The following is a 12,259-nucleotide window of genomic DNA, read 5'->3' as shown; positions in this document are numbered from 1 at the left end:
GATGTTTGCGATGGTCGGCCTTGTGATCTGGGTCGCAGGATGACCCAAACGAATGCACTTCGGGTGGCCGCGGCCGAACGGGGCTGCATACGTGTTTTCACCTTGGAACTGCCCCCTTCAGACGTGACCAGCCTGCAAGACCCCAAAGGCGATGCCCCTTCGACAGGCGCCGCCGTTGCGCATCTCTTGGGCTTGGACTGGTTAGACGAAGACTTTATCGAAATCTTTGACATCGATGATTTGGAAACCTTGGGGTTGGCGGGATATCTGGTGCAAGGCAACGGCGTGTCCAAAGACGATATTGCCCCCGATGTGTCTCGGCTCTCGGCCCTGACCGGGCCTGTATTGATTGTCTACTCCGGGGCCTTTGGCGATGAACCTGCGGTGCTGAAACCTGCTCGCGCGCTAGAGTATGTAGGTCTCTATCAGGAAGAACGCAGCAAGGTGGCATTTACGCCCCTGCCCAGTAAAGCCGCGAAAGAGATGATATCGCCCCCTGTTCCAAACTCTTCGAACCCGCATTTAACGTTGCTTTGGGCACTTCTTGCGCTACCTGTGCTCGCGATCTTGCTTGGCATTCTTGTATTTGGGGTGCTCAAATGACCTTGGACCATCCCAGACCCAACTTTGGCCCCAAACGACACACATCAAAGGAACTGACGTGACGATGACCACTCAGATGATCCCCAACACGCCCCTTGCCGAGGGTGAAACCGTTTTGGTTAGCTTTCGCGCCGATCGCGCGACCTATGTGCGCAGCAATACATGGATGGCCGTTCTGGCGATGGCTGGCGGCATGTTGATCCTGTATGCGCTTGGAAACGCCTTTGTCTGGACTGGTGCAATTGGCGGCCTTGCCGCAGTGGCCGTCCGCGGGTTCTATATGATGTCCGAAGAGCTGTCGGTGCGATGGGACCTGACAAATCAACGCTTGTTGGGCCCGATGGATCGCGTGATCCGGTTGGGAGAAATAAAAAAACTGAATACGTTGGGGACAATGGTTCAGGTCGTGACGTCGACAGGTGACAAGCACCTGATTAAATATCAAGTCGACAAAGACGAAACTATTCGCCAAATCACGGCGGCGCAATTGGGCGGTCAGGTGTGACTGGCAGACAGAGCCCAAGAGATCAGACATCACCGCAGACGCAAGACGGTAAGGACCAGACAAGATGAGCATATTTTTCACAAACGCGCGTTTGATTGATCCCGAAACCGGCACGGACAGCCTTGGGGGTGTTCTGGTAGAAGACGGCAAAATCATCGCCGTCGGACCGGATATCACAGTGCACGATGATGTCACGGTGATCGAATGCGCAGGTAAATGTCTGGCTCCTGGTATCGTTGATATCGGTGTGAAAGTCTGTGAACCCGGCGAGCGTCACAAAGAAAGCTATAAAAGTGCCGGTCAAGCAGCGGCCGCAGGCGGTGTCACGACGATGGTCACGCGCCCAGACACGACACCCACAATTGACAACCCAGAAACACTCGAGTTTGTAACGCGCCGCGCCAACGAGGCGGCCCCGGTCAACGTGGTCTCGATGGCCGCTCTGACCAAAGGGCGCGCGGGTCGTGAAATGACCGAGATCGGCTTCTTGATGGATGCGGGTGCCATTGCCTTTACCGATTGCGATCATGTAATTGCCGACACCAAGGTGTTTTCACGCGCGTTGACCTATGCCCGCTCCTTGGGGGCGCTGGTCATTGCACACCCGCAAGAACCCACGCTGTCCAAAGGTGCGGCTGTCACAAGCGGAAAATTTGCATCGCTGCGTGGGCTGCCTGCGGTATCGCCTATGGCCGAACGTATGGGTCTGGATCGTGATATCGCGCTGGTGGAAATGACGGGCGTCAAATATCACGCAGATCAAATCACCACGGCACGCGCCTTGCCTGCATTGGAGCGCGCCAAAAAGAACGGTTTTGACATCACGGCAGGCACATCCATTCACCATCTGACACTGAATGAGCTTGATGTTGCAGACTATAGAACGTTCTTCAAGATCAAGCCGCCGCTCAGATCAGAAGAGGACCGCATGGCCATCATCGACGCTGTGAAGTCCGGACTGATTGACACCATCAGCTCGATGCACACCCCTCAGGACGAGGAAAGCAAACGCTTGCCCTTTGAAGAGGCCGCAAGCGGCGCAGTCGCGCTTGAAACCCTGCTACCCGCAGCGTTGCGACTGTATCACAATGAATATCTGACCTTGCCAGAGCTGTTTCGCGCCATGGCCCTGAACCCAGCCAAGCGGCTTGGGCTTGAAAGTGGCCGCCTGTCGGTCGGAGCACCGGCCGATCTGATTTTGTTTGATGCAGACGCCCCATTTGTCATGGATCGCTTTAAGCTGCGCAGCAAATCCAAAAACACGCCATTTGACGGACAGCGCATGCAAGGTAAGGTGCTGGCAACTTTTGTGGCTGGCGAAGCCGTATACCGGAGACCCTGATGCCTGTAATTGAACATTCCTTTCTGGGTCTGCTGATCTGGGCCGTATTGGGCTATGGATTGGGGTCTATCCCGTTTGGCATGGTCATCACCAAGCTGATGGGCCTTGGTAACCTGCGTGAAATCGGATCGGGCAATATCGGCGCGACCAATGTTTTGCGCACCGGCAACAAATTTGCCGCGGCCGCAACCCTGATCCTGGATGGCGGGAAAGGCGCGATAGCGGTGTTGATTGCGCGGGCGTTCGCTGGCGAGGATGTGGCACAAGTTGCTGGGCTTATGGCCTTTGTGGGTCATTGTTACCCCGTTTGGCTTGGGTTCAAAGGTGGGAAAGGCGTTGCCACCTTTTTGGGCCTGTTGCTGGCCTTGGCTTGGCCGGTTGGCGTGGCATGTTGCCTGACATGGCTCGTGACCGCGTTGATTTCTCGAATTTCCTCTCTCTCGGCACTGGTTGCCGCGTCAAGCTCAACCTTTTGGATGATCGTCCTCGACCAAGGCACCAGCTTTGTATTGGGTGTTTTGATCACCTTGTTGGTCTTTTGGAGACACCGGGAAAACATCTCTAGATTGCGCGCTGGTACCGAACCAAAAATCGGCAAGAAGTAGGCTGCATGATGGCCCATTCGGTTGTATTATTTTCGCCGTGGTTTGGACCGTGGCCGGAATGGATCAACCTGCATATGGAAAGTATCCGGTATAATCCGGGCATCACGTGGATATTTCCCACAGATCAACCTCCGCCAGAAAATGCGCCACCCAATTGTCAGTTTCTGTCGATGTCGCTTCAGGATTTTGTGGATCGCGCGGCAGAGGTGTCGGGGTTAGACCTTACCGCGAACTCAGCCTATAAAATTTGCGATTACCGCCCGATGATCGGAGAGATGTTCGAACCCACCCTCACCTCTTGCACACATTTTGGCTATACGGATCTTGATGTGATCTATGGTGATCTATCGGTCGAGCTGTCATCTGAGCGCCTCGCGAGCTACGACGTTATCTCAAGCCATGCCGCGCTTCAGTCCGGTCACATGTCGCTGTTTAAAAACACAAAAAAACTTAGGCGCGCCTTTCGCACAGTGCCCGGATGGCGCAAGGACATTGCCTCGCCGGACCACACAGGATTTGACGAACGCCGCTTCGGGCGGTGGATTCCAAACAAGTGGTGGCGCCTATTTCCGCGATATCGGGTCCTCTGGAGCGAATGGTACAGCACGCCCGAAGGTCACTATAACTGGATTGATGATGTCCCCCAACACCCGTCTGAATGGGTCTGGAAGGATGGCGTGTTGCGCAACACCGCTGATGGGGATCGGCAATTTGCATATCTCCATTTTATGAACTGGCGATCCGGTCAGTACCGCAGGGATGGTGCCGCAGCACCGTGGCAAAATCTGGATCACATCCTGCACACAGATTGGCAAACGGCCTGTGCCAACGGGTTCACAATCTCGCCGTTGGGAATCCATGCTTTGTCGGCCAGAATCTGATCATCCGCCGCTGATTTCATATGATCGCACAGTTTCGGACATGTTCCCGCCAAGATTGCATGGGACAGTGCGTGTGTATTCAGTATGAGGAGTTTTCCCATGATGGGTCCTATTGCAGCGATCGAATCCGTCATTTTCAAATATTTCAAGTTTACCGGACGTGCCCCGCGTTCCGAATATTGGTGGTGGATGCTGGCGCAGCAATTGGTGCTATTGGCAAGTATCTGGGCCGACGTCCGCATGTTAATGCATACCGACGCCCCCCCGTTGAACCCGTTAGAATATACGTCATTCTTGGTCAGCCTTGTGACGTTCATCCCATCACTCATGGTGACGATCCGCCGTCTGCATGACACTGGGCGTTCGGGGTTTTGGTGGTTTATCGTGCTTATCCCATTCGTTGGCCCCCTTATTCTGTTGGTGTTCATGATCCTGCCGTCCATGCCTGACGACAACATTCACGGCACCCCGTATCGCAAGGCAGGTCAATGGTCTGGCAAAGCGAACGGGAAAAGGGACCCGATGCAGGCCTATGCAATTCTGGATCATTTGCATGATGAACCAGACGCAGGTACCGTTGAAGCCCGCAAAGCCGAGATCAAGGAATACTATAAAACGCGTGTTCTGTCTGCCCAGTAGGTGCACAACCAGCAAGGGGTCCCGCACGTTAGGAAAAGCAGCCCTGGTGGCTGCTTTTTGCACCGGATGATTTGCAACACGTTCCCATATCTGGGGTTCCCTGCTAGGGTCCGGAAACTCTGAAAGGTGCCATTGATGATGGGCAAGCAGATCTGGACGTCCTGTACTTTATGGGTGATGGCCCTCGTCGGGGCCGTATGTGTTGCGAGCCCAGCATATGCTGCGAAAATCTGGGCCGAACGCTCGGGGGACATGCAGTGCACACATATGCTGTCGGGTCCCATCCAAGACGGCGACTTTGATATCTTTCTGGGCTTGCTGCAGCAACCACAAGACGATGCATTGCCATATTGGCCACCGCGTCTGTGTCTGGACAGCATCGAAGGATCATTTGTCGAGGCCCTGCGGTTTGCCCGAAGTCCGATCGACTTTGGCACAGCCCTACAACCGGACACAGCCTGCCTCTCGGCCTGCGGCATCGCCTTTTTGTCAGGGCACCGCTTTATCGAAGGGGGCATTGGCCGCGTTCCCGATCGCCATATGCACGCCACGGCCCGCCTTGGTTTTCATGCGCCCGATCTGGCCCCGCAAGAGGCTCTCTCGTCACAAGACGGATTGCAAGCCGCGTATTCCAAATCTGTTCTTGAGATCGCAGAGTTGGTGTCGGTTTCCACAACCTTGGCCATGTCTCAGGAAAACCTCAGCACTTTGCTTCGTACAGATCCAGACACACTATACCTGATTGACACAGTACAACGCGCGGTGGACTGGACGATCAGAGTACACGGCATCCAAGAGCCCACGACCTTTACCAAATTTCACATCGCGAATGCATGTCATGTTGTGACGGGTGGCATGCAATACGGCACGAATGCGCGCGCCGTGGTCACCGAAGAAAATGGCACCATTCAAGGAAGTGTAAGCTTTTCTTTTGACGATGCTGGCATGACAACCTGCGATATTTCCTATCGTAGAGCGCGCGACCTGTTTGACTTGGTCGATTATGACCACATAGAGGACAGCGTCCTGTTTCCCGCGATGTTCTATCTGCCCGACACCAAACTGGCACAGCTTGCCACATCGCTCAACTCGGTTGCCATGACCTTTGAACCTCAGCGGTATGAACGTACAGCCATCTGCGCACTCTTCGCGGATCAGAAGCTTGTCACACGCGAACCGTGTCGAGTGACCGAGCGCGTCAACATCAACAACGACTTACGTCGGCAAATCATTTCAACATATGTCTGGCCGTCCAGTACCGAAACCGTGGTGGTCGCGAACCCTGATTTTGAATTTCAAAGATGCTGCGGAGAGAGCTATCATCTTGATGGGCATCAGGCAGACGCCCTAGGTTCATTTGCCGACCGCATCGGAGCGACCCAATGTCTGCGCAGCACCGTCACACAGACCGTATTTTGCACCGAGCCCATGAATTAGGCTCGGTGCAAAGGTCATATCAATAGCTGAAATCGTCGTAAATCCGATCCAGATTTCCACCCCAATCACCGTGATAATGATCCAGCAATTCATCCGCAGGAACTTTGCCGGTCTCAATGCTTTCGTGCAGCGCATTCAGAAAATGGGTTTCATCGGGCACAAGCCCCCCTGCCCCCGGTTTTGCCCGCGCCTTGAGACCCGCATGCGACAGGGCGACAACTTCTTTGGCCAAATCATGCAATTTCACAGATCCGGCCTGTGCCTGAAGCCCCTCAACACTGGCAGAGACACGCAGCATTTCGCGGGTTTCTGAATCCCATCCTTTGACAAGATCCCAAGCGGCATCCAAAGAGTTTTGGTCATACATCAACCCGACCCAAAATGCTGGCAGGGCGCACAGGCGTCGCCAAGGGCCGCCATCAGCGCCGCGCATTTCCATATACTTTTTGATCCGTGCTTCTGGAAAGGCTGTTGTCAGATGATCAGCCCAATCGCTCAGCGTGGGTGTTTCCCCTGGCAATGCCGGCAGCTCACCCTTGAGAAAATCACGGAAAGACATGCCAAGCGCATCGATATAGGCCCCATCGCGATAGACAAAATACATCGGCACATCGAGTGCGTATTCGACCCAGCGCTCAAAGCCAAAGCCGTCTTCGAACACAAATGGCAACATTCCGGTGCGCGACGCATCCAGATCACGCCACACGCGCGAGCGCCACGACTTGTGACCATTGGCCTGCCCGTCAAAGAACGGCGAGTTCGCAAAAAGAGCTGTCGCAACGGGCTGAAGCGCCAAAGCAACACGCAGCTTTTTGACCATATCCGCCTCGGTTTCGAAATCGAGATTCACCTGAACCGTACAGGTGCGGCGCATCATGGATTGTCCCATGGTGCCGACTTTTTGCATATAGCTGTCCATCAGCTTGTAGCGGCCTTTGGGCATGAGAGGCATGTCGTCATGGCTCCAGATCGGAGCGGCCCCCAACCCGATGAAACCAACGCCAATCTTGTCCGCAATATCTTTGACGTCTTTCAGATGGGCGTTCACTTCGTCACATGTTTCGTGAATCGATTCCAGTGGCGCGCCCGACAACTCAAGCTGTCCACCCGGTTCAAGCGACACATTTGCCCCGTTTTTCTCAAGGCCGATCAGCTTGCCGGCTTCTTCGACGGGGGACCAGCCGTGGCCGTCTCTGAGCCCTTGGAGCACCGCCAAAATCGAACGCTCGCCCTCAAAGGGCAATGGTTTATGGGTGTCTTTGCAATACCCGAACTTTTCGTGTTCGGTTCCGATGCGCCAATCCGCACGCGGCTTACAGCCAGACGACAAATACTCTGTCAGCTGAGAATAATGTTCGATCGGCCCGCCGCCGGATTGAGGAATAGACATCGCAAAGGTCTCCGATCGTTCTGGATGTTCTTGTGAACTCAGTGGTGCTCGCAAATGCGCATGGTGTCAATGCAACCGAGCGGCAGCTTTGCCCCAAATCACGACAGGGTGATCTGGTTTGGCTTTTAGCTGTGCCAGCATGTGCTCGGTCCGAATGCCCTCAAGGGAAGCAAATGCATCAAACAATGCGTCCGCCCCTTCGGCATTCACCGGGATTTGCAAGTCCGGTTGCCCCGGTTGGCGCAAGACCCACACAGGTGGCACGCTTCCGGCGTCCAATGACAACCCTGTCATCTCGTCCACCGCCACGGCCCCGCCGTTCAAAGGTCCGAAATATGTAATTTGCCGCTCGTCAACCTGCACCACGCCTGGTCCGCCTTGACCTGCACGGAAACGTGCGCGCTGAAGCCCCATGATTATCAGCAAAATCGCCACCGGAATCGTGGCAAAGCCAAGCCATTTAAGAATGCCAAAACCGCTTGACCAATACAGTCCAAGCACCATCACCAGACCGCCCAATAGCGTTTCCCGCCACTGCATCAACATGGCTTGGGCTTCGGGGCGAATGAATTTCATAGGACGATCTCCTGTCGCGATTGGGATCAATATGGGGGCACCGATATCACAATGCCAGTGGCACGATACGGGCCGTGCCAAAAACCAGTCTCGGCTTAGGCCCAGTCCCCCAACATCTGCTGCCAAACCGTCATTGCGGCCACAGCCGCAGTATCTGCGCGCAGGATACGCGGCCCCAAAGCCACCACATGCGCTTGCGGGTGGGCATGTAAACGGGTGCGCTCCTTGGGGCTAAAGCCGCCCTCGGGACCAATCAAGATGGCCCACTTGTCGCCGGTTGCGGCCCCCAAACGCTTGGCGCTGCCGACTTCGGCCTCGTCGCAAAACATCAATTGGCGATCTTGTGGCCAGTCAGACAGCAGCCGATCCAGTTTCTGCAAATTATGAACGACGGGCACATAGGTGCCGCCGCATTGTTCTGCGGCCTCAAGCGCATGCGCCTGAAGCCGATCCTGTCGAATACGATCCGAGTTCGTAAACTCTGTCTGCACCGGCATTATCTGCGCGGCGCCCATTTCAGCAGCTTTTTCGACGATAAAATCCGTGCGCGCCTTTTTGATCGGCGCGAAAATCAGCCACAGGTCGGGCGGCATCTGCAAGGGTTTGGTCTGCTCTTGGCAGAGAAGCTCTCCGCCGCGTTTTCCGGCATGCGCCACGGTACAAAGCCATTCGCCGTCCTGCCCGTTAAACAACAACAACGGATCCCCCGCGCCCATGCGCATCACCCCAAAAAGGTAATGTGCCTGATCCCGATTCAGAGGAACCGTTTGCCCTGCCCCCAATGGGTGCTCTACATACAATCTGACTTTAGCCTGTTTCATGGAATCCTTCTTATGGCCGACACGCCCACAACACCAGAGCCCCAAGATCAGGTTTCCGATGCCGTGCAGGGAAATTGGGTCGATCATCTGGCTCCGGTCAAGACGCGCCCCTATCTACGCCTAAGCCGTGCCGATCGCCCGATCGGAACGTGGCTTCTATTGTTGCCTTGCTGGATGGGCCTGTTGCTAGCAATGCTCTATGACGGTCAGGCCAGTTGGTTCGATGCATGGATCGCTGTGGGATGTGCGGCGGGGGCGTGGCTTATGCGCGGTGCCGGATGTACGTGGAATGACATCACAGATCGCGATTTTGACGCACAAGTTGAACGCACCCGATCACGTCCAATTCCATCGGGACAGGTCAGCGCAAAACAAGCCGCAGTCTGGATGGGCCTGCAAGCTCTGATCGCCTCTGGGGTGTTGCTGACGTTCAATCAGAATGCAATTTTGCTGGGCATTCTGTCACTGTTGCCCGTGGCCGTATATCCTTTTGCCAAACGTTTTACTTGGTGGCCTCAGGTGTTTCTTGGGCTGGCCTTTAACTGGGGGGCCCTTTTGGCATGGACGGCCCATACAGGCGCCCTGCATTGGCCTGCTGTGATTCTCTATGGGGCGGGGATTTCGTGGACATTATTTTACGATACGATCTATGCCCATCAAGACACCGAAGACGACGCGTTGATTGGTGTGAAATCGACAGCGCGCCTGTTTGCTGACAAAACCGCGCAATGGCTTCAGGCGTTTCTGGTCGTCACAGTGGCATTGATGGGGGTCGCTGTCATATTGGCTTGTGTGGATCGCAGCCCTCTTTCGTTAGGCGTAGCGCTCTTGGCTCCTTGGATGATGGGCTGGCATATGCAGTGGCAATTGAGACAGTTGAACACCGATGACAATGACGTGCTGCTCAAACTTTTCCGGTCAAGCCGCGATACAGGTTTGCTTCCCTTGCTGTTTTTTGCCGCTGCGCTGTTCCTGTGATTGAAGTCTGTGACCCCGCGTCGTATCAACCTCGAAATCAAATAGTATAAGACCGCCCCTGAATGCGCCTGTCCTCTCTGTTGACCATCACTGCGACCTACGCCTCGGCAGCTGCTCTCAGCCTTGTCGCAGCCAGTTTTTCTGCCGACCTCATCGAAGACAACTCCGAGCGCGAAGTGCTTCGGCAACTGACCGAAAAAGGCATGACATGGGCAAATGTCCATGCCGAGGGGCTTCAGGTATTTATTACAGGCGTCGCCCCAAGCGAAGCGACACGCTTTAACGCGATTTCAGCAGCTGGCGCGGTTGTGGATGCCGCGCGCGTAATTGATAACATGCAGGTTGCTGCGACCGCAGACATTGCCCCGCCAAGATTTTCTGTCGAAATTCTGCGCAACGATTCTGGTATTTCTCTGATCGGCTTGATCCCGCGCGGGTCTGATCGGGACGAGATCGTGGAAGATCTGCATGACTTGGCAGGGGCTGCGAACGTCACAGACCTTTTGGAAACGGCAGCCTATGACGTTCCTGACGGCTGGGCCGAGGCCTTGACCTATGCGCTTTGGGCATTGGACTTCTTGCCGCGTTCCAAAATCTCGGTTGAATCCGGCCAAGTTCAAATCACCGCAATGAGCGACAGCCAAGAAGCTCGTGACAAAATTCAATCCAAGCTGACACGCAAAGCACCAACCGGTGTGGTTCTGACCATGGATATCTCGGCGCCGCGCCCCGTGATCACGCCATTTACGCTGCGCTTTTTGATTGATGAAAGTGGCGCACGGTTTGACGCGTGCTCTGCTGATACCCAAGACGCTCAGGGCGCAATTTTAAAGGCTGCGGCACTGGCCGGTATGGAACGTGCTGCCACCTGTACCATCGGGTTGGGTGTGCCATCACCAAGCTGGCAAGATGCGGTCACGACCGCCATTCAAGGGCTGGCTGAACTTGGTGCAGGATCGGTGACATTTTCCGATGCCGACATCACCTTGGTGGCCCAGATCGGCACAGATCAAGCGACGTTTGACAAGGTGATTGGCGAAATGGAAGCCGCCTTGCCTGATGTGTTTGCTTTGCATGCAACGTTACCCGTCGCGCTTGAAGCCGACGACACCGGCATTCCGGAATTCACTGCCACGCTCAGCCCCGAAGGATTGCTGCAAATGCGCGGGCGCTTGCGAGATGACTTGAGCCGCTCCACAACAGAGAGCTATGCCCACGCGCGTTTTGGAACGTCTGATGTCTATATGGCGGCGCGACTGGACACAGCTCTTCCGGCGTCTTGGTCAATTCGTGTGATGGCCGGTCTGGATGCCCTGTCAAAGCTACACAATGGGGTGCTGATGGTCACACCAGATAGTCTTGGCGTGCGCGGCACAACAGGAAGTCAGGAAACCAATGCTGTCATCGCACAATTGCTGGCCGACAAGCTGTCGCAATCGGATCATTTTACCATTGATGTGACATATTCGGAAAAGCTGGATCCAGTCGCACAACTGCCGTCTCCGGACGAGTGCGAACTTGCCATCAAGAACATCCTGACAGACCAACAGATCAAGTTTAAACCGGGATCGGGCACTCTGGATGAAAATGCCGGACCGATTTTGGATCAAATCGCAGAGGTCTTGAAAGACTGCGCCGACGTGCGTCTAGAGATTCAGGGGCACACTGACAGTCAGGGCCGCGAAGAAATGAATCAGGCGCTCAGCCAGACGCGCGCGCAATCTGTTTTGACAGCCCTGCAAGAGCGGCGCATTCTCACGTCCAGCTATTCCGCAAAAGGCTATGGCGAAAGTCAGCCAATTGCGGACAACGATACCGAAGCCGGACGCGAGGCCAACCGGCGGATCGAATTCGTTCTCTTCCGCCCCGCGCCTGTTGCCGAAGAGCAGACAACGTTGGAAGCTTCTGAAAAAGCCCCGGATGCTGATCCTGCTGATCCTGCTGATCCTGCTGAGGCAGTGTCGACACCAGACACCGCGACGCAACCCACTGCGGCAAGCGATGGAAACTCAGCCTCAGAACCACAAGACACAGGCAGCGCAGACGTGACGCCCGAAACAGACACAACACCCACCAATACTCAGCCGGATGCCGGCGCACAAAACGCTCAGGAGAAAACCGATGACACGAACTGAGTTCATCCTCACCACGGCTATCATCCTGTTTGTTGCGTTCTGTATGGGTTGGTTTGCCAACTGGCTCATCCATCGGTTTACGCGGGTGTCGCAATCAGACGTCGATCAACTCGAGCGCATGGGCCAAGAGCTTCACGAAGCGGAAGAAACACGCGACCAAGCCATCACCTATTTGCAGCAACGTGAGGCCGAGCTGACCAATCAGCTTGCCCAGACCGAAGCCGAGTTGACGGCCGCTATGGACGGGCTGCGTGATGCGCGGCACGAAGCCGAAGAGCTACGCAATCATATCGAGCGCACACACTCCTAGAGCATTGTTATCCCTCAAAGGGTGCAGGTATCCGCCG

At 55.3% G+C, this 12,259-nt stretch carries 13 protein-coding genes; 10 read left to right on the top strand and 3 right to left on the bottom strand.

Translation table 11 applies throughout. The annotated features are described in order from the left end of the window. Nucleotides 1-39 precede the first annotated feature (39 nt). From FAP39_RS00155 to FAP39_RS00125, 7 genes are all read left to right on the top strand, one after another. A complete protein-coding gene (locus tag FAP39_RS00155; protein WP_138014342.1) occupies nucleotides 40-603 on the top strand; it encodes a hypothetical protein in 564 nt (187 codons plus the stop codon). A gap of 64 nt (nucleotides 604-667) precedes the next feature. Then, a complete protein-coding gene (locus tag FAP39_RS00150) occupies nucleotides 668-1,108 on the top strand; it encodes a hypothetical protein (protein WP_246058898.1) in 441 nt (146 codons plus the stop codon). Nucleotides 1,109-1,172: 64 nt separating this feature from the next. Then, the gene (pyrC, locus tag FAP39_RS00145; protein ID WP_138014341.1) at nucleotides 1,173-2,450 is read left to right on the top strand and encodes a dihydroorotase; all 1,278 of its coding nucleotides are present in this window, start codon (nucleotides 1,173-1,175) and stop codon (nucleotides 2,448-2,450) included. Continuing rightward, a complete protein-coding gene (plsY, locus tag FAP39_RS00140) occupies nucleotides 2,450-3,055 on the top strand; it encodes a glycerol-3-phosphate 1-O-acyltransferase PlsY (RefSeq protein ID WP_138014340.1) in 606 nt (201 codons plus the stop codon). The genes pyrC and plsY overlap by 1 nt, the downstream gene beginning before the upstream one ends. A gap of 5 nt (nucleotides 3,056-3,060) precedes the next feature. Next, complete coding sequence (locus FAP39_RS00135; RefSeq protein ID WP_171006746.1) at nucleotides 3,061-3,936, top strand: DUF6625 family protein; 876 nt, start codon at nucleotides 3,061-3,063, stop codon at nucleotides 3,934-3,936. A 99-nt stretch (nucleotides 3,937-4,035) separates the two neighbouring features. Then, on the top strand, nucleotides 4,036-4,575 hold the full coding sequence (locus tag FAP39_RS00130) for a DUF805 domain-containing protein (RefSeq protein WP_212743394.1): 540 nt from the start codon (nucleotides 4,036-4,038) through the stop codon (nucleotides 4,573-4,575). A gap of 135 nt (nucleotides 4,576-4,710) precedes the next feature. Continuing rightward, nucleotides 4,711-6,012: a hypothetical protein gene (locus FAP39_RS00125; RefSeq protein ID WP_138014337.1), complete on the top strand. Its 1,302-nt coding sequence runs from the start codon at nucleotides 4,711-4,713 to the stop codon at nucleotides 6,010-6,012. 19 nt (nucleotides 6,013-6,031) lie between these two features. On the opposite strand, the gene FAP39_RS00120 is transcribed toward FAP39_RS00125, so the two are convergent. From FAP39_RS00120 to FAP39_RS00110, 3 genes are all read right to left on the bottom strand, one after another. Continuing rightward, on the bottom strand, nucleotides 6,032-7,402 hold the full coding sequence (locus tag FAP39_RS00120; protein ID WP_138014336.1) for a glutamate--cysteine ligase: 1,371 nt from the start codon (nucleotides 7,400-7,402) through the stop codon (nucleotides 6,032-6,034). A gap of 66 nt (nucleotides 7,403-7,468) precedes the next feature. Next, nucleotides 7,469-7,978, bottom strand: coding sequence for a hypothetical protein (locus FAP39_RS00115; protein ID WP_138014335.1), 510 nt, complete (start codon nucleotides 7,976-7,978; stop codon nucleotides 7,469-7,471). 95 nt (nucleotides 7,979-8,073) lie between these two features. Continuing rightward, on the bottom strand, nucleotides 8,074-8,799 hold the full coding sequence (locus tag FAP39_RS00110; RefSeq protein WP_138014334.1) for a 16S rRNA (uracil(1498)-N(3))-methyltransferase: 726 nt from the start codon (nucleotides 8,797-8,799) through the stop codon (nucleotides 8,074-8,076). 12 nt (nucleotides 8,800-8,811) lie between these two features. Here FAP39_RS00110 and ubiA point away from each other — a divergent pair, with 12 nt between their 5' ends. The 3 genes from ubiA to FAP39_RS00095 all read left to right on the top strand — a co-directional run bounded on the left by ubiA (nucleotide 8,812) and on the right by FAP39_RS00095 (nucleotide 12,222). Beyond that, nucleotides 8,812-9,777 carry a 4-hydroxybenzoate octaprenyltransferase gene (gene ubiA / locus FAP39_RS00105; RefSeq protein ID WP_246058886.1) on the top strand — a complete coding sequence of 322 codons (966 nt, stop codon included), beginning with the start codon at nucleotides 8,812-8,814 and terminating at the stop codon, nucleotides 9,775-9,777. 62 nt (nucleotides 9,778-9,839) lie between these two features. Further along, complete coding sequence (locus tag FAP39_RS00100) at nucleotides 9,840-11,912, top strand: OmpA family protein (RefSeq protein ID WP_138014332.1); 2,073 nt, start codon at nucleotides 9,840-9,842, stop codon at nucleotides 11,910-11,912. Next, nucleotides 11,899-12,222: a hypothetical protein gene (locus tag FAP39_RS00095; RefSeq protein WP_138014331.1), complete on the top strand. Its 324-nt coding sequence runs from the start codon at nucleotides 11,899-11,901 to the stop codon at nucleotides 12,220-12,222. The genes FAP39_RS00100 and FAP39_RS00095 overlap by 14 nt, the downstream gene beginning before the upstream one ends. The last annotated feature ends 37 nt before the right edge of the window (nucleotides 12,223-12,259 follow it).

The organism is Shimia litoralis (assembly GCF_005518135.1).
Classification (GTDB): Bacteria; Pseudomonadota; Alphaproteobacteria; order Rhodobacterales; family Rhodobacteraceae; genus Shimia_E; species Shimia_E litoralis.
Note: the sequence above shows the minus strand (reverse complement) of the source record. Positions and strands in the feature narration are given on the sequence as shown.